12 protein-coding genes and 5 tRNA genes are annotated in these 17137 nt (G+C 74.6%); 6 read left to right on the forward strand and 11 right to left on the reverse strand.

Going from position 1 to position 17137, the window contains the following annotated elements:
* Window positions 1–94: 94 nt before the first annotated feature.
* From ACF1BE_RS20425 to ACF1BE_RS20435, 3 genes are read right to left on the reverse strand one after another with little or no spacing between them, the layout of a single operon-like run.
* Window positions 95–919: a GNAT family N-acetyltransferase gene (locus tag ACF1BE_RS20425; protein ID WP_392200453.1), complete on the reverse strand. Its 825-nt coding sequence runs from the start codon at window positions 917–919 to the stop codon at window positions 95–97.
* Window positions 920–971: 52 nt separating this feature from the next.
* Entirely contained in the window at window positions 972–1793 is an 822-nt protein-coding gene (locus ACF1BE_RS20430) for an aminotransferase class IV (protein WP_392200454.1), read from the reverse strand.
* On the reverse strand, window positions 1790–2833 hold the full coding sequence (locus tag ACF1BE_RS20435; RefSeq protein ID WP_392200455.1) for a chorismate-binding protein: 1044 nt from the start codon (window positions 2831–2833) through the stop codon (window positions 1790–1792). Before ACF1BE_RS20435 ends, ACF1BE_RS20430 begins: the two co-directional genes overlap by 4 nt.
* Before the next feature lie 178 nt (window positions 2834–3011).
* On the opposite strand from ACF1BE_RS20435, the gene ACF1BE_RS20440 reads away from it, so the two are divergent.
* The 5 genes from ACF1BE_RS20440 to ACF1BE_RS20460 all read left to right on the forward strand — a co-directional run bounded on the left by ACF1BE_RS20440 (window position 3012) and on the right by ACF1BE_RS20460 (window position 3477).
* A tRNA-Gly gene (locus ACF1BE_RS20440) sits at window positions 3012–3084 on the forward strand.
* 38 nt (window positions 3085–3122) lie between these two features.
* A tRNA-Cys gene (locus tag ACF1BE_RS20445) sits at window positions 3123–3196 on the forward strand.
* Window position 3197: 1 nt separating this feature from the next.
* Window positions 3198–3269 (forward strand) — tRNA-Val (locus tag ACF1BE_RS20450).
* Between the two features lie 35 nt (window positions 3270–3304).
* Window positions 3305–3376, forward strand: a tRNA-Val gene (locus ACF1BE_RS20455).
* Between the two features lie 29 nt (window positions 3377–3405).
* Window positions 3406–3477, forward strand: a tRNA-Val gene (locus ACF1BE_RS20460).
* 52 nt (window positions 3478–3529) lie between these two features.
* On the opposite strand, the gene ACF1BE_RS20465 is transcribed toward ACF1BE_RS20460, so the two are convergent.
* The 3 genes from ACF1BE_RS20465 to ACF1BE_RS20475 all read right to left on the reverse strand — a co-directional run bounded on the left by ACF1BE_RS20465 (window position 3530) and on the right by ACF1BE_RS20475 (window position 5467).
* The gene (locus ACF1BE_RS20465) at window positions 3530–3826 is read right to left on the reverse strand and encodes a zf-TFIIB domain-containing protein (protein ID WP_392200456.1); all 297 of its coding nucleotides are present in this window, start codon (window positions 3824–3826) and stop codon (window positions 3530–3532) included.
* A gap of 80 nt (window positions 3827–3906) precedes the next feature.
* Complete coding sequence (locus ACF1BE_RS20470) at window positions 3907–4887, reverse strand: phosphotransferase family protein (RefSeq protein ID WP_392200457.1); 981 nt, start codon at window positions 4885–4887, stop codon at window positions 3907–3909.
* Window positions 4888–5290: 403 nt separating this feature from the next.
* Window positions 5291–5467, reverse strand: coding sequence for a hypothetical protein (locus tag ACF1BE_RS20475; RefSeq protein WP_392200458.1), 177 nt, complete (start codon window positions 5465–5467; stop codon window positions 5291–5293).
* A 603-nt stretch (window positions 5468–6070) separates the two neighbouring features.
* Between ACF1BE_RS20475 and ACF1BE_RS20480 the strand changes: the two genes are divergently transcribed.
* On the forward strand, window positions 6071–7528 hold the full coding sequence (locus tag ACF1BE_RS20480; protein WP_392200459.1) for a serine/threonine-protein kinase: 1458 nt from the start codon (window positions 6071–6073) through the stop codon (window positions 7526–7528).
* Between the two features lie 258 nt (window positions 7529–7786).
* Here the strand turns inward: ACF1BE_RS20480 and ACF1BE_RS20485 are convergent, their stop codons facing one another.
* The 5 genes from ACF1BE_RS20485 to ACF1BE_RS20505 form a co-directional block, all read right to left on the reverse strand.
* Window positions 7787–8605 (reverse strand): TrmH family RNA methyltransferase, encoded by an 819-nt coding sequence (locus ACF1BE_RS20485; RefSeq protein ID WP_392200460.1) that lies wholly within the window; start codon window positions 8603–8605, stop codon window positions 7787–7789.
* Window positions 8606–8692: 87 nt separating this feature from the next.
* Window positions 8693–9925, reverse strand: a complete 1233-nt coding sequence (gene cobA, locus ACF1BE_RS20490; RefSeq protein ID WP_392200461.1) for a uroporphyrinogen-III C-methyltransferase — start codon at window positions 9923–9925, stop codon at window positions 8693–8695.
* A gap of 146 nt (window positions 9926–10071) precedes the next feature.
* On the reverse strand, window positions 10072–14616 hold the full coding sequence (gene cobT / locus ACF1BE_RS20495; protein ID WP_392200462.1) for a nicotinate-nucleotide--dimethylbenzimidazole phosphoribosyltransferase: 4545 nt from the start codon (window positions 14614–14616) through the stop codon (window positions 10072–10074).
* Window positions 14617–14958: 342 nt separating this feature from the next.
* Window positions 14959–16170 (reverse strand): precorrin-6y C5,15-methyltransferase (decarboxylating) subunit CbiE, encoded by a 1212-nt coding sequence (gene cbiE, locus ACF1BE_RS20500; protein WP_392200463.1) that lies wholly within the window; start codon window positions 16168–16170, stop codon window positions 14959–14961.
* Window positions 16171–16270: 100 nt separating this feature from the next.
* Window positions 16271–16909, reverse strand: a complete 639-nt coding sequence (locus ACF1BE_RS20505; protein WP_392200464.1) for a GNAT family N-acetyltransferase — start codon at window positions 16907–16909, stop codon at window positions 16271–16273.
* Window positions 16910–17137 lie beyond the last annotated feature (228 nt).

Below are 17137 nucleotides of genomic sequence, written 5' to 3' on the forward strand. Positions count from 1 at the left end.
CCTCCCGGCACGCCGCGGCCGCCCGGACCCTTCCGGTCATTCCTGACCTTTTCCGAAAGCTCACCGGACTCCCCGGCGGGGCCGGCCGGTTCCCCTACAGCAGGGGCTTGGTCAGGGAGTGGGCCACGGGCTCGTAGCCCAGTGACGCGTACAGCCGCTCGGCCGGGGTGTTGCCCGTGAACACGTTGAGGCCGAGGACCGGCCGGCCGGCCTCGATCGCCTGGCGTTCCGCCAGCAGCATGAGCGTACGGCCGTGTCCCCGGCCGCGGTGGGCCGCGTCGGTCTCGACGTCGAACACGAACGCCTCGTTCTCCCGGATGGCCACCCACAGGATGCCCACCCGGCTGCCCTCGTGCTCCAGCACGCTGAAGAGCATGCCGTCGGTCGCGAGCCCGTGCGGCAGCAGCCGTCCGTGGTCGTTGCGGGCCTTGGCGCGGGCCGCGGCCTCGGGGACGCCCCGCTCGCTCCACGTGCGCGTGTACCGCTCGCTCTCCGTCTCCCGCCAGGCGTCGAACTCGGCCTCGGTCATGGGCCGCGCACGGCCGGCCGGCGGCAGCCCGGGCGGGCTGGTGCCGAGGCGTTTCTCCATGCGGCGGTTGCGCACGGTGTAGCCGAGGGCCCCGAGCAGGCGCAGCCCGGCGTCCGCCGTGGCGGGCACGCTGGTCTCGATCTGGGTGCAGCCCCAGCCGCGCGCCACCTCCTCAGCGGCGAGCGCGGCCACGGTGCCCCGGCCGCGCCGCCGGTCGGGTTCGGCGATCCACAGGTCGACGATGCGGGCCACCGAGTCGCCGAGGTCCGGCGAGGTGCAGAGTCGGATCTCACCGACGGGACGGCTGTTGACGCACACCTGGTATCGGCGGGAACGAGTGCCGTCGGGGTGCTGCTGGAGCGGCTCGACCGGCCGCAGGGTCGTGGTCATCACAGCTGTTCTACCCGCGACGGCCCCCTCGGGTCAGCCTGTTCGACCGGGGTCAGGGATCCAGGTCCTGCCCGGACCGCTCGTCGAAGATCCGCATGGCCTTCGCGGTCACCGGGCCGGGTGTGCAGGACAGTTCACGGCCGTCGACCCGGTGCACGGCCTGCACGTCCCGCAGGGTGGAGGTCAGGAACACCTCGTCGGCGCGCCGCACGACGTCCAGCGGCAGGTCCGTCTCCCTGGCGCCCGTCCACTCGACCGTCAGGGCGCGGGTGATGCCGGGCAGGCAGCCGGAGGCGACCGGTGGGGTGTGGATCTCGCCGTCGAGGACGACGAAGACGTTGGACCCGGTGCCCTCGCAGAGCTGCCCGACCGTGTTGCCGAACAGCGCCTCGGAGGCGCCGTGCCGGTGGGCGCGGGCCAGGGCGACGACGTTCTCCGCGTACGAGGTGGTCTTCAGGCCGGTGAGGACGCCGCGCTCGTTGCGGGTCCACGGGACGGTGATCACCGCGGTGGTGTCCGGGCGGCGGATGACCTCACCGACGGCGACGACGAGGGTCGGGCCGTGCGCACCGCGGTCGGAGCCGAGCGGGCCGTGGCCGCCGGTGTAGGTGATCCGCAGCCTGCCGAGCGGCATCGGGTTGGCCGCGAGCACGGCCGTACAGGCCTCGCGGATCTCGTCCTGGCCGGGATCGGGCAGGCCGAGGCCGCGGGCCGAGCGGGTCAGCCGGTCGAGGTGCCGGGTGAGCGCGAACGGCCTGCCGTCGACCGCCTTCACGGTCTCGAAGACGCCGTCACCGACGGTCAGCCCGTGGTCGAAGACGGAGACCCTGGCGGCGTCCGCGTCCCGCAGCCCGCCGTCCAGCCAGATCCTCATGTGAGCGCCCTTTCCGTGTCCTCGTACGATCCCGACGCTACCGCGAGCAGCCGGGACGCCTTCAGCTCGGTCTCCCGCCACTCCCCTTCGGGGTCGGAGCCCCAGGTGATGCCGGCACCGGTGCCGAAGCGCAGGGTGCCGTCGGCGCGGTCGATCCAGAAGGTGCGGATGCCCACGGCCAGCTCGCCGGTGCCCCGGTCGGCGTCGACCCAGCCGATGCCGCCGCAGTACGGGCCGCGGGGGGCCGTCTCCAGTGCCGCGATGATCTCCAGGGCGCTCGGCTTCGGCGCGCCGGTGACCGAGCCGGGCGGGAAGGCGGCGGCCAGCAGCTCCGGCCAGCCGGCGTCCTCGCGCAGCTCGCCGCGCACGGTGGAGACGAGGTGGACGAGGCCCGGGTGCTTCTCCACGGCGCACAGGTCGGGAACGGTCACGCTGCCGGTCGCGCAGACGCGTCCGATGTCGTTGCGGACGAGGTCCACGATCATCACGTTCTCGGCGTAGTCCTTCTCCAGGAGGTCCGCCTCGGTGCGCCCGGTGCCCTTGATCGGCCCCGACTCGACGACGCGGCCGTCCCGGCGCAGGAAAAGCTCGGGCGAGGCTGTGGCGATCTCCACTCCGTGCTCCGGCAGGCGGACCGTGCCCGCGTACGGCGCCGGGTTGCCGCGGGCCAGCAGGGCGGTCAGGGCGTCGACGTCGGCATCGAGGGCGACGGGCGCGCCGAGCACCCGGCAGAGGTTCGCCTGGTAGACGTCGCCGGCCGCGATGTGCTCGCGGATCCTGCGGACGGCCGCCGTGTACGCGGCCCGGTCCAGGGAGGAGGCCCACTCCCCCCGTGCCGGGCCCCGCCAGGCGCCCGGCACCGGGGCGGGCACCGGCTCCTCGCGTACGTCCGCGAAGCGGGCGCAGGTCAGCCGGCCCTCGAAGTCCGCGCAGACGGCCCAGAAGCCGGTGGAGTCCAGGGCGGCCGGATCGCTGGTGACGTCGAGGAGGCCGGTGGCGACGCGGTCGCCGAAGCGGGCCAGAGGAGGGTGGTGGAGCACGTGGTCGAGTCTAGGGCGGGTGTCCGAAAGTCGACCTCGGGATGTCCCGGAGGGGGCGGGGACCGGCCGCTCCGGCGGGGACACGGCAGCACGCTGCGCAAACGCGTTTTTGTACTGGACCGGGAATCCGCTAGAGTTCAACACGTCGCCGGGGCGCGGAAGCGCACCGAAACGACAGGCGGACGTAGCTCAGTTGGTAGAGCGCAACCTTGCCAAGGTTGAGGTCGCGAGTTCGAGCCTCGTCGTCCGCTCGAAGGAAGAAGGGGTCGTCCCGATCCCCTACACTCCTGGTGGAGTGGCCGAGAGGCGAGGCAACGGCCTGCAAAGCCGTCTACACGGGTTCAAATCCCGTCTCCACCTCCAAGGACGATTAGCTCAGCGGGAGAGCGCTTCCCTGACACGGAAGAGGTCACTGGTTCAATCCCAGTATCGTCCACTGGATCCGCCGGTCTGTACGGCATGATCCGTCCCGCGCGATTAGCTCAGCGGGAGAGCGCTTCCCTGACACGGAAGAGGTCACTGGTTCAATCCCAGTATCGCGCACTGCCTGTGACTCATGGGTCACGGCCCGCGGACGATTAGCTCAGCGGGAGAGCGCTTCCCTGACACGGAAGAGGTCACTGGTTCAATCCCAGTATCGTCCACACAGCAAGAAGCCCCCGGCCGTCTCGTACGGCCGGGGGCTTCTTCGTGCGCTCAGCTGGAGAAGAGCATGTGGCCGAAGCTCTTGTGACGGTGGTGCTCGTAGTGACCGTGGCCACCACCGTGGTGACCGCCGTGCGGGGCGCCCCAGGCGGGCGCGGGCGGGGCCGGGTACGACTGCGGGGCCGGCGGGGGCGGCGGAGCGGGCTGGGACCACTGGGTCTCCAGGCGGGTCAGCGCCTCCAGCTCGCCGTAGTCGAGGAAGATGCCGCGGCAGCCGCTGCACTGCTCGATCTGAACGCCGTTGCGGTTGTAGGTGTGCATCGGCGCATGGCACTTCGGACACTGCATGGTCGGCTCAACTCCTCGCCAATCGGTCCTGCTTCGTGTTTCCCCAGGACAGACTCCGTCCGGCCCCGGGCGGTTGCAGCCTAGTCCGACGGACCGGGTGCCGGCCGGGGGGGTACGGAGGGCATCCGCGCGCACGCGTCGATCAGGGCCTGCTCCACCTCGTCCAGCGGGCGGTCCGCCGCGAGCGCCTTCGTCAGCGCGAGCGCGGCCGTCTGCACGGTGAGGGCACGGGCCGGCACGTCCAGGGCGGTCCAGGGGTCGCCGTCCGCGGGTACGGCCGGGCCGCCGGCGTGCCGGTAGGCGGTCAGGAAGCGGGTCCACTCGTCGGGCGGGAGGAGTCCGCAGGCGTACCAGGCGGCGGGACGGGCGAGGTCCCAGGCCGGGACGCCGGCCCCCAGGTCGTCGACGTCGATCAGCTTCCAGGGGCCGTCCGGTGCCGGATGCCGGACCAGCTGGCCGAGGTGGAGATCCCCGTGGCACAGGGCCGGCGGACCGGGCATCGGCGCTTTCGCGCGGGCCCAGGCGGGCAGGCCGGCCCAGGCGTCCAGGACGGGACGGGCGGCCGGGTGACCGGTGGGGGCGGTGGTGGCACGGAGGGCCGTGTGGAGCCGGGCGAGGGCGCGAGCGGCCTTGGCGGGACCGTTCATCGGGGGGAGGCCGGCGGGCAGGGGGGCGCGGTGCAGGTTCGCCAGGAGGGTGGCGGCGGCCTCCCAGGGGGCCGCGTCCGGGTCGTCCGGGTCCACCGGAACTCCGTACGGCCAGAAGGTCACCAGGCGGTCGCACAGGGTGGCCGGGGCGGGGGTGAGCGGGGGAAGCAGCACGTCCGGGTGATCGGCGGCCGTGGTGAGGCGCCTGATCAGCGCGGTGCGCCCGGTGTCCGGTGCGTGAGCCTTGGCGACGGTACCGGCATGCCGCACGACCGTGGCGTCCTGCCGGTCGGCGAGGGGGGTGCTGACGCAGGCGCAGGGGGTGGTGAGGGCGCGGGACGACGGGTGCGCCGCGGCTGTCGCCTCCGCGGTCAGCACGGTCATCAGGGAGGGGGCGGACGCGTCTGCGGTCAAGGCTGCCTCGGTGGGGTGGGCTGTTCGGGCCGAGGGTACCGGGCGGGGGTGGCCGGGTGGCGGCCGGCACCGGGCGGGCGTGGGTGGGCGGTGCCGAGTGTCCCTGGGCGGAGGCGGTGCCCGGGAGGGGCACCGGCAGATGCCGGCGCCGCTCGCTCGCGGAGGGGTCGGCTCATGGCGGCGTGGGTCGTACGTGGAGGGGGTCCGCCTTGGCCGACGTACGTCGTTCGCGGAGGGGGACTGCCGGTGCCGGCGCGGCTCGTTCGGGCGTGGGACACGGCTAATGCCGGCGCAGCTCCCCAGCTGCGCCGGCATCTGTGCCGTCCGCCGCACCCCCGTCCCCACGGGGTTTCATGGATAGATGTCCCCGCCCGGACCGCTCTTCCGGGCCTGGGGGCGCCGCTCAGCGCCCCAGCATCGCACCCACGGACGACGCCTGTGTGGCCACTGTCTCCCAGCCGTCGAAGACGAGCAGGATCAGGGCCGCCAGGGGAAGGGCCATGAGCGTCGCCACCAGTGGGTGGCGACGACCCGTCCGGCGGGATGCGAACGCGGTGCGTCGCGGTGCCGTGTGGGCCATGGTCCCTCTCCTGACCGTTTCGGTTGTCATCGCAGCGGCGGGTGTCTGACCTCGGGGGACGAGTGCTGCACCCGCCGCTTGACCTCAAATCTAGGCGCGCGGCGGATGCCGGGCGTCATGCCCTCGTACCGATTGCCGGGCCTCCCGGAGGATGAGCCACGACCTGCGGACTACTCCCCTGGGTGGAGGCGCGGGTCCGGTTCTCAGGGTCTTCCCGGAGGGGCGCGCCCGCTGTGTCCGGGCATGTCCGACGCGTCCGGCACGCCCGGCGGAGTGACATCGGTCACCCCCGACCGGGCTGTGAGGGGGTCGGGAGGTGGAGCGTGATCCGGTGCGCGGTGAGGCGCGCGGGCTGTCGGCGGCACCTCGCCGACGACCGTACCGCGCCACGCCCGGCACCGTCACGTGAACCCAACCTCCCTGCCGTGCACGTGGGTTGGTGTGACACGTTCCGTCAAGGTGCCGTCTCCCAGGCTTTCCTGACCGGGTTTCACCTCCCCCGAACGGCGTACCCAATCCGCCGGGCCGAGAGAGCGCGGCCTCTGCGCGCAGGCGGCCGTGGAAACGTAAGCTGTGCCACGTCACAGGGACCGGGCAGCGGGGATGAACATGGCGATGATGCGCCTGAGGCGCGAGGACCCGCGCGTCGTCGGCTCGTTCAGGCTTCACCGACGGCTCGGCGCGGGCGGGATGGGCGTGGTCTATCTCGGCTCCGACAAGAAGGGGCAGCGCGTCGCGCTGAAGGTGATCCGGCCCGACCTCGCGGAGGACCAGGAGTTCCGGTCGCGGTTCGCGCGCGAGGTGTCGGCGGCCCGGCGCATCCGCGGCGGGTGCACGGCCCGGCTGGTCGCCGCGGACCTGGAGGCCGAGCGGCCCTGGTTCGCCACCCAGTACGTGCCCGGCCCGTCCCTGCACGACAAGGTCGCCGACGAGGGCCCGCTCTGCGCGGCGGACACCGCGGCGGTCGGCGCGGCCCTCTCCGAGGGACTGGTCGCCGTGCACGAGGCGGGTGTCGTCCACCGGGATCTGAAGCCGTCCAACATTCTGCTGTCCCCCAAGGGGCCGCGGATCATCGACTTCGGCATCGCCTGGGCCACCGGTGCCTCCACCCTCACCCATGTGGGCACCGCGGTCGGCTCCCCCGGCTTCCTCGCGCCCGAGCAGGTCCGCGGCGCGGCGGTCACCCCGGCGACGGACGTGTTCTCCCTCGGCGCGACCCTGGCGTACGCCTCGACCGGTGACTCTCCCTTCGGACACGGCAGTTCCGAGGTGATGCTGTACCGGGTGGTGCACGAGGAAGCGCAGTTGTACGGCGTACCGGACGCGCTGGCCCCGCTGATCCGGGCCTGCCTGGCCAAGGATCCCGAGGACCGGCCCAGCACGCTCCAGCTGTCGCTGCGGCTCAAGGAGATCGCCGCGCGGGAGGCGCAGGGCCTGGACGGCGTCCGGCCGCCGGCGCCGCGCGCCGCCGAGGCGGACCGGCCCACCGGGCGGCTCGCCGACACCTATCCCGAACAGCAGCGCGTCCAGCGGCGTACCTCCTCCGGTACGCCGCTGCCGCGCGGGGGCGCCCCCTCCCGGGGCGGTGTGCCGTCGCGCGGCGGGGTGTCCTCGCGGAGCGACGTGCCGTTCCGCGGCGGGGCGGCCTCGCGCGGGGGCGGCGGTGCGCGCGGCTCGGGTGCCGCGGCCCGGCCGGGTACGGCACGCTCCACGCCGGTGCCGCGCGGTGGTGCCCCGCGCTCCGGCAGCGGCGGCCGGTCCGCTCCGCGCAGCGGTTCCCGGCGGCCCGGGCAGCGTCCGTCGGGTAGCGTGCGGCGGCCGGCCAATCCGCGGCTGCTGCGGCAGCGGTTGTTCGTGTTCGTGGTGGTGACGCTGCTGGTGGCGCTCGGGATCGCGGTGGCCCAGGGCTGCCAGGGGCCGGCGCGCGGGCTGGGCGGCGACGGCCGTGACGGGGGCGTACAGCGGCAGCGGGACGCGCAGCCGAGCTACCCGCCGCTGGACAGCGGCAAGCTCATGTCCGACCGGTACGTGTCGACGTTGAGCCGCGACGCCGGCAGGTGAGCACCGGCCCCGCGGGCGGGACCATTCGGACGGCAGACACCGCCGGGGAGAAGCCTCGGGCGGCCCGGCACGACGGACCGCCCGGGCACGGGCTTCCAAGGCGGCGGGCCAGGCATGACGGGCCGGACGGGGAGGGGCTTCCAGCCGGCCCGGCCGAGTGTGACAGCCCGCCGGGGAGCGGCGTCGAGGTGGTCGGCCGGGTACGACGGGTGACGGCCGGGTCCGCCCGCATCATGACCCCGGCGGGTCAGGGCGAGGTCAGGGATGCGGTCGGCCTGTCGCCACCGCGTAGAAGGCGACCGCGGCGGCCGCGCCCACGTTGAGCGAGTCGACGCCGTGCGACATAGGAATGCGTACCCATGTGTCGGCGGCGGCCAGCGCCCGTGCGGACAGCCCGTCGCCCTCGGCGCCGAGCATCAGGGCGACCCGGTCCCTGGTGTGCGGCGCGGCCTCGTCAAGGGTGCGGGCCTTCTCGTCCGGCGTGAGGGCGAGGAGCGTGAAGCCGGCCTCGCGGACCGACTCCAGTCCCTTCGGCCAGGTCTCCAGGCGGGCGTACGGCACCGAGAACACCGCACCCATGGAGACCTTGACGCTGCGCCGGTACAGCGGGTCGGCGCAGTCGGGCGACAGCAGTACCGCGTCCATGCCGAGGGCCGCCGCCGAGCGGAAGATCGCGCCGATGTTGGTGTGGTCGTTGACCGACTCCATGACGACGACCCGGCGGGCGGTGCGGAGCAGTTCACCGGCCGTCGGCAGCGGCTTGCGCTGCATGGAGGCGAGGGCGCCGCGGTGCACGTGGTAGCCGGTGACGCGTTCGGCGAGGTCGGGGCTCACGGCGTACACCGGGGCCGGGAGTTCGTCGATGACGTCGCGCATGACGTCGACCCACTTGGCAGAGAGCAGCATCGAGCGCGTCTCGTAACCCGCTTCCCTGGCCCGGCGGATGACCTTCTCGCCCTCGGCGATGAACAGGCCCTCCGCGGGTTCGCGCCTGCGGCGCAGCTCGACGTCGGTCAGGCCCGTGTAGTCGGCCAGGCGCGGGTCGTCGGGATCGTCGAGGGTGATGAGATCGGCCACAGGGTGATACTGCCTTGTCCTGGATGTGCTGGGAACGACTGGGAACGGGTGGGACCACCGCGGGTCATGGGTGTGATCGGGCCACGGTCATGCCACGGTCCCGGAGCCGGCGCGCACGACCTCGCCGATGACGATGACCGCCGGGGGCCTGACGTCCTCGGTCCGTACCGTCTCCGCGACCGTGGCCAGGGTCGCGTCCACGCGCCGCTGCGCCGCCGTCGTCCCCTCCTGGACCAGGGCGACCGGCGTCTCGGGGGACTTGCCGTGCGCGACGAGGGTCTCGGCGATCTTCCCGATCTTGTCGACGCCCATCAGGACCACCAGGGTGCCCGTGAGCCTGGCCAGCGCCGGCCAGTCGACCAGGGAGCGTGCGTCGTCCGGGGCGACATGGCCGCTGACGACGGTGAACTCGTGGGCGACGCCCCGGTGGGTGACCGGAATGCCGGCCGCGCCCGGCACCGAGATCGAGCTGGAGATACCCGGGACCACCGTGCACGGGATCCCGGCCTCGGCGAGCGCCTGCACCTCCTCCATGCCGCGGCCGAAGACGTACGGGTCGCCACCCTTGAGCCGGACGACCGCCTTGCCCTGCTTGGCGTGCTCGATGAGCGCGTTGTTGATGGCCTCCTGGGCCATGTACCTGCCGTACGGGATCTTCGCCGCGTCGATCACCTCGACATGCGGCGGGAGTTCGGCCAGCAGGTCGCGCGGGCCCAGCCGGTCGGCGATGACGACGTCCGCCTCGGCGAGCAGCCGGCGACCACGGACCGTGATCAGGTCGGGGTCGCCGGGGCCGCCGCCGACCAGGGCCACGCCGGCGGTGCGGGTGCGGTGGTGCGGGGCGACGAGGGTGCCGTCGCGCAGGCCCTCGACGACCGCGTCCCGGATGGCGGCGGTGTGCCGGGGGTCCCGTCCGCGCGCGTGGGTGGTGAGCACGGCGACGGTGACACCCTCGCTGTGGCCGGTCGCCGGGGTCCACGCCGTCGCCCGGTCGGCGTCGTCGGAGCGCACGCACCAGACGCGGTGCCGCTCGGCCTCGGCGGACGCCCGCGCGTTGGCCTCGGTGTCACTGGTGGCGATGAGGGCGTACCAGGCCTCGGCGAGGTCCCCGTCCTCGTACGCGCGCCGGAGCCAGGTGATCTCGCCCGCGTCCGCCATCGCCTCCACCGACGGGGTGGCCTCGGGGGAGACGAGGACGACGTCCGCGCCGGCCGCGAGGAGCGCCGGAAGACGGCGCTGGGCGACCTGGCCGCCGCCGAGGACGAGTACGCGGCGGCCGGAGAGACGCAGGCCTACGGGGTAAGCGGGGTGTTCAGCCATGAGGGGCGGCTCCTCCTGCGGCGGTGCGGTGGGCCCGCTGCGACTGCGGAGCGGTCCTGACGTGCGGATTTTACGGTGTGGACAGGGCCGACGACACGGGTGGTCCGGCAGTCGGAACACCGGGCCACCCGTGATGTCCGTGACGTCTACTTCTCGGTGACTCCCGCCGAGTCGAACGTGGCCACCTCGTGCATCGCCCGGGCCGTGCTCTGCACCAGCGGCAGGGCCAGCAGCGCGCCCGTGCCCTCGCCGAGACGGAGGTCCAGGTCGACCAGCGGGCGCAGGCCCAGCTTGTTCAGCGCGGCGACGTGGCCGGGCTCGGCGCTGCGGTGGCCCGCGATGCAGGCCGCCAGCACCTCGGGGGCGATGGCGCGGGCCACGAGCGCGGCGGCACCGGCGCTGACACCGTCCAGGATCACCGGCGTCCGCAGGGACGCGCCGCCGAGGAGCAGGCCGACCATGGCCGCGTGCTCGAAACCGCCGATGGCGGCGAGGACGCCGACCGGGTCGGCCGGGTCCGGCTGGTGCAGTTCCAGCGCGCGGCGGACCACCTCGGTCTTGCGGGCCAGGGTCTCGTCGTTGATACCCGTGCCACGGCCCGTCACCTCCGCCGGATCGGCGCCCGTGTAGACGGAGATCAGCGCGGCCGACGCGGTGGTGTTGGCGATGCCCATCTCGCCGGTGAGCAGCGCCTTGTTGCCGGCCGCCACAAGGTCGCGGGCGGTCTCGATGCCCACCTCGATCGCCGCCCTGGCCTCCTCGCGGCTCATCGCGGGGCCGGTGGTCATGTCGGAGGTGCCACCGCGGATCTTGCGGGGCAGCAGGCCGGGAGTGGCGGGCAGGTCGGCGACGACGCCCACGTCCACCACACACACCTCGGCGCCGACCTGGGCGGCGAAGGCGTTGCAGACGGCTCCCCCGCCCAGGAAGTTGGCCACCATCTGGGCCGTGACCTCCTGCGGCCAGGGGGTGACGCCCTGGGCGTGCACGCCGTGGTCGCCCGCGAAGATCGCTACGGCGGCGGGCTCCGGGAGCGGGGGCGGGCACTGGCGGGACAGCCCGGACAGCTGCGCGGAGATGATCTCCAGCATGCCGAGCGCGCCGGCCGGCTTGGTCATGCGCTTCTGACGCTCCCACGCCTCGCCGAGCGCCTTGGCGTCGAGCGGGCGGATCTGTGCGACGGTCTCGGCAAGCAGGTCGTGGGGGTCCTCTCCGGGCAGGGCGCGGCGGCCGTACGTCTCCTCGTGCACCACCCAGGACAGGGGGCGCCTCTTGGACCAGCCGGCCTGCATCAGCTCGGGCTCGTCCGGGAACTCGTCGACGTACCCGACACACAGGTAGGCGACGACCTCCAGGTGCTCGGGCAGGCCGAGCGCGCGGACCATCTCCCGCTCGTCGAAGAAGCTGACCCAGCCGACGCCGAGGCCTTCGGCGCGGGCGGCGAGCCAGAGGTTCTCCACCGCGAGCGCCGAGGAGTAGGGCGCCATCTGCGGCTGGGTGTGACGGCCGAGGGTGTGCCGGCCGCCGCGGGTGGGGTCGGCGGTGACGACGATGTTGACCGGGGTGTCGAGGATGGCCTCGATCTTCAGTTCCTTGAACTGCTTCGCCCGGCCCTTCGGCAGCGACTTGGCGTACGCCTCGCGCTGGCGCATCGCCAGTTCGTGCATGGTCCGCCGGGTCTCGGCGGACCGGATGACCACGAAGTCCCAGGGCTGCGAGTGCCCCACGGAGGGCGCGGTGTGCGCGGCCTCCAGGACGCGCAGCAGCACCTCGTGCGGGATCGGGTCGCTGCGGAAGCCGTTGCGGATGTCGCGGCGCTCGCGCATCACCTTCAGGACGGCCTCGCGCTCGGCGTCGGCGTAGCCGGGGGCGGCCGGGCCGGTGGACTGTCGTGGTTCCGCCACTGCGGCCGTGCTCTCTTCCTGGTCGGCGGCCCTGGTCGGCAGGTCCTCCGCGTGCTGTACGGCATCGGGGGCGGGCTCGGGCTCCCCCTCCGGTGCGGCCGGCTCGCCCTCGCGGGGCGCGGGCACGGTGGCCACCGCCTCCGGCTGCTCCTGCGGTCCCTGGAGACCCACCTGTTCGTCCCTGGGCAGGACGACGGGATGGGGCGGGGTGGGCGCCAGGTGCGGGGTGGTGGGCACCTGTCCCTGCACCGGCACGAACTGCCCGAACGACTGCTCCGGGTGCGGGTCCTCCGGGATGACGGGCGGCAGCGGCTGCTCCGGGACGGCGGAGGACTGCGGCTGCTCCGGGTGCGGCTGCTCCGGGGCGGCGGAGGGCAGCGGCTGCTCCGGGATGGCCGAGGGCAGCGGCTGCTCCGGGCTTCGGGTGTGCGCGGCGGCTACCGCGGGGTCCGTCACCTCGGGGTGCGCGGCGTCCGGTACGACCGTGTCCGGTACGGCGGTGTCCGGTACGGCCGTGTCCGGCGCCTGCGGCAGCGGCAGCGGCTGCGGGCCGGCGGGCCGGTCGGCGGCGGGGGCGGCCGGGGCCTCGGTGCCGTGCGGGGCGTACTCGACGAGCTGCGGACCCTGCGCCTGGAGCACGGAGGGCTCCACCGGCTCAGGCTCCACCGGCTCGGCCGGGGCCACGGCCTCGGCCTCGGGGGCGCTGTCACCGACGGCCTGAGCGGGTACGGCGTCCTGGGCCGGGACGGCGGCAGGTACGGCGGGCTGCGCCGCGTCGGCGAGGGGCGCCTCCTGGGCCGGGGCGGCGGCAGGCGCGGGGGCGGCGGACTCCGGTGCCTGACCCGCGGCGGGCTCGGCCACCGGTGCGACGCCGGGCCCGGCCGGGCCCGGCCGGGCCGGAGCGGCTTCGCCGGGGTGCCCGGCCGCACCCTGCGGGGCGACGGCTTCGGCGGCCTGGGCGACCGCCCCGACGACCTCCTGTGCGGGAGCCGTGTCGGGGACCTGGGCGATGTCCGGGGCTGCCACCGCGTCGGGGACCTGGGCCGCGTGTGGGGCACCAGCCTCGTCGGCGGGCTCCACCACGGCCTCGACGGCGACGGGCGGCGCCTGGGTCTCGGCTTGCGCCTGGACGCCGGCGGGAGGCTGGGGCCACGCGGCGTCAGCACCGTGCGCGGCGTCGGCGGGCTCGGCGTCCGTCGGCTCAGCGTCGCCGGTGGGCCGCGCGGCATCGCCGGTGTGTCCGGTGGCCTCGGCGGGCGCGGCGTCGGTGCGCTCCGTACCGGCGTCCGGCTGCGTGCCCGCGTGCGGCTCGGCCGGTACGACGGGCCGAGCCGCCTCGGCAGCCACCGTCCCGGCAGCCTCGACCGGGGTCCCGGCCGGCGACGTCGCGGTCACCGGGCCGGCCTCCGAGACATCCGCGACAACCGGGGTGGCCTCCGCGGGCTGCGCGCCGGCCGGCCCCTCGGCCGGAACGGCGTGCCCCGGCACCTCGTCGGCCGGAACGCCCTGCGCGGCCGGGTCCGCCACCGGCGCCTGTGCGACCGGGGGCATCTGGCCGGAGGCTTCCTGCCCGGCGACCGTCTCGGCGCCCTGAGCGTGCACCGGCTCGCGTGCGCCGCCCGGCGCCTCGGCGACCTCGGCCGGCGCGGACCCCGGACCCTCGGCCACGGCATCGTCGGCAGCCGGCACAGCCTGCCCCGCCGGGGACACCTCGTCCGGGAGGGTGCCGTCGGGCAGGTGTTCGCCGGCCACGGAAGCCTGTGTGTCCTCGGCCACCTGCACGCTGTCGGCACCCGGCGCCACCGGGAGGTGTGCGGCCTCGGCGACCGCGCCGTCCTGCCCGCCCGGCGCCTGGGCACCGGGTGCCACCAGGACCTGGACATCCTCGGCAGCCTCGGCCACCGGTGCGTGAAGACCTTCGGCGCCCGCCTCTGCGGCCTGCGCCGGCGGCACCTGGACACCACCGGCAGCCTCCGCCAGGGGCACCTGCGCGTCCTCGGCCCCAGCCACCGCCTGCGTGTCCCCGCCGTCCTGTCCGGCCGTCGTGGTGTACACGCCGTCGTGGCCGTGGGCCGGCTGCACGCCGTCATGGGCGTGCACGACAGATGCCTGCCCCGGGCTCCGGTGGCCGTCGGCCGGCTGTGCCTGGGCCGCCGCCTGGCCGGCGAGGCGGGCCATCGCGGCCTGGGCCGCGTCGGCCGGCTCGGCCGGGTCAACCGTTTCGGCAGCCGGCGCCTGGGCCGGGGCCGCGCCCCAGGGGGCCGCGGTCTGGGGAACCATGTCCCGCAGCGGCTGTGCGTCGAGGTACTCGGGACCGGCGGCGGCCGTTCCGGGCTGCCGTACCGGCGCTCCCGCGGGGCCGCGGTCGGCGAGGGAACGGACCGGGCTCGCCGAGGCGTCCGGGATCGGCGGGCCGAGGTGCAGCGGGCGGCGCGGCGGCTGCGGCGCGGACGCGGGATCGTGCGGCGCCGAGAGGATGGGCGACGGTGGCACCGACGCCGGACCCGAGCTGGGCAGGCGGACACCGTTGAGGTCGACCGACCCGGTGTCGCGGCCGGCCGTCTCGTGCGGGCCCGGCTCGTGGACGGCCTCCACCACCGGTTCCGGGGCGGGGGGTGGCACTTCGTTGCCCCACGCGCCCTGGGCACCCGGCAGCAGCAGGTCTTCGTCCTCGGCGGGAGCCTCGGAGAGGTAGGTGTACGCACCGTGCGGGGGAACGCCCGGCTGCTCCACCATGCCTGCGCTCTCCGGCAGCCCCTCGCCCGGGACCTGGCCGGTGTCCGTCATGCGTACCCCTCGCCCATCGGTTGATGCTCCTACGACCCGCTCACCCGGAACGGCGCACCGCCCGCCCCGCAGTGAAGAACGAGCGTCCGTGCCCAGCGGCACGAACGACCCGCCGGAAAAGGCGACAAAGCCATTCAGTGGCATTGTCCCGGCCGTCGCGCCGTCGCGACAGCATGATCCGCGACAGTCCGCTGTGGACTGCGCCACGTTGCGCGTCCTCCGGTCCGCCGTACCACACCCACCCCAAAACGGGCGTGCGTTCCGGACATTGGCGAACGAAGTTCGGGCCACCGGTGCGGTACAACGATCGGCCAGCCTACCGCGCGCGGTACGACAACCCGATCACGGGGCGCGATCCGGCAGTACCCCGCTGAGCAGGAACGCGACACTCCGCTCGGTCTCCGTCCAGGCCCGGGTGTCGAGTTCGACGGACTGGAGCAGGGCGCACTCGACCCGGTACCCGTGCTCGGTCAGGTCGCGGCCGACGCGTTCGGCGGCGTCGCGGGTCGCGGCGTGCGTGACGATGCGCTGCGGGCGCCGGTCGGCGACCGCGGAGACGACGGCCGGTCCCCCGCCGCCGACCCGCACGACGTCCGGTTCGGGCAGGTCCTCGAGAACGTGCGGGGCGCTGCCGTGGACGACCTGGAGCTGGATGCCGCCGCGGTGGCCGGCGGCCTCGGTGCGGGCACAGGCCGCCGGGTCGTGGTCGACGGCGATGACGGCCGCTCCGGCGAGCGCGGCCTCCGTGGCGAACGCGCCGCCGCCGCAGCCGATGTCCCAGACGAGGTCGCCGGTCCGGGGCCCGAGCCGGGCGAGTTGGGCGGCGCGCAGCAGCTCGGTCTCGCCCTCGCCGAGTCCGCCGCCGTAGGTCTCGTCGGGCTGCACCCAGCCGCGCGGGCCGGCGCCCGGATCGCGTCCGGCGATCCAGCCGCCGCCCTCCCCCGCGCCGGCCGGTCCGCCGATGACGATGACGACGTTGGGGTCGCGCCAGATGTGGTCGGCCGCCTTGTCGGAGGTGACGACGCTGACCTGTTCGCGTGCGGTGCCCAGTTCCTCGCAGATGACGAAGGTGCGGTGCACGCCGTCCAGCAGGAGCCCGAGTTCGGCGGGGCCGGCGCCCGGCGCGGTGAGGACGGCGACCTTGGTGTGGGCGCGGCAGACGTTCACGGCCCGGCGCAGGGTGCGCGGGTGCGCGACGACGACCTGCGCGTCGTCCCAGGGCATGCCGGCGCGGGCGAAGGCGGCCGCGACGGCGGAGACCGCGGGGACGACCTCGACCTCGAGGCCGAACTCCGGCGCGCGCAGGCTGCGTACGACGCCGAAGAAGCCGGGGTCGCCGTCGGCGAGCACGACCGCGGTGCCGCGGTGGGCCGCGATGCGGCGGGCGGCCAGGGCGAGGCTGCCGAGGCGGACGCGTTCGGCGGTGGGGGGCAGCTCGGGGAGTTCCAGGTGGTGGGCGGCACCGGCCACCAGTGTGGCGGCGCCGAGGGCGGCGCGTGCCGCGGCGGTCAGCGGCGAGCCGTCCCAGCCGATCACCGTGACCCGGTCGGCCATCGTCGTCAGTCTCCAGTGGGTCGTGCTGCTCTTCCGAAGGGGCCCGGGGCGGGCTCCGTGAGGGTACCCGGTGGGGTGCGGGGGCCGGGCGCCGGCGGGCTCAGTTCCAGTCCGGGTACGACGTGAACCCGCCCGGGTCCGCCTGCTGCCCGCCGACTCCGGCGAGGTCCTCCGGCAGCAGGCTCCAGAGGATGACGTCCGTGCGCACCTCGGCCCAGGAACCGTTCCCGGTCCTGGCGCGTGCTATCCAGGCGTTGCGGAGCACGCCCTCGCTGATGCAGCCGATCCTCTGGGCCACCTGCTGGGAGGCGGTGTTGCCGGCGGCGGTGCGCAGTTCGAGGCGTTCGAACTTCTGGTCGTGGAAGAGCCACTCGGCGATGGCGAGCACGGCTTCGGAGGCGTACCCCTCGCCGCGGGCCCAGGGGGCGATGACGTAGGCGATCTCACTGGAGCGGATGCGCCGGTCCGTGTTCTTCAGGTGCACGATGCCGACGAGCCGCTGGGTGAGGAACTCGGTGACGGCGAGGACGATGCCCCGGCCCACGGTGCGCTCGTCGGGGGCCGAGCGGGTGATCCACTCGTGGGCGTGGGCCTCGGTGTAGGGGTGCGGGACGGAGGTCCAGGCGACGACCTGCTCGTCGTTCATCATCTCGGCCAGGGCGGGGACGTCGTCCTCGTCGAAGGGGCGCAGCACCAACCGCTCCGTGCTGATGGAGATGTTGGGGAAGGTGCTCGTCATGCGCCGCTCCGTAACCTTCGGTAGTTCTCGAAAGACCGTCAGTCCTGCTGAACTGCCCAGCATGCAGCATGAAACCACCGGACCGCACGACGGGGGCTCCCCCGCCGACGGGGACGGCGGTGGGCCCCGCCGGCGGGGGGCGCCCGGGGCCCCCCCCCGGCGCTAAGAAGCCGGGGGGGAGCACGCACCGATCACAAGGCGGGATGCGCAGGCGGGGGGTGGCGCAAC

Source organism: Streptomyces sp. NPDC014991 (genome assembly GCF_043080665.1).
Lineage (GTDB): Bacteria > Actinomycetota > Actinomycetes > Streptomycetales > Streptomycetaceae > Streptomyces.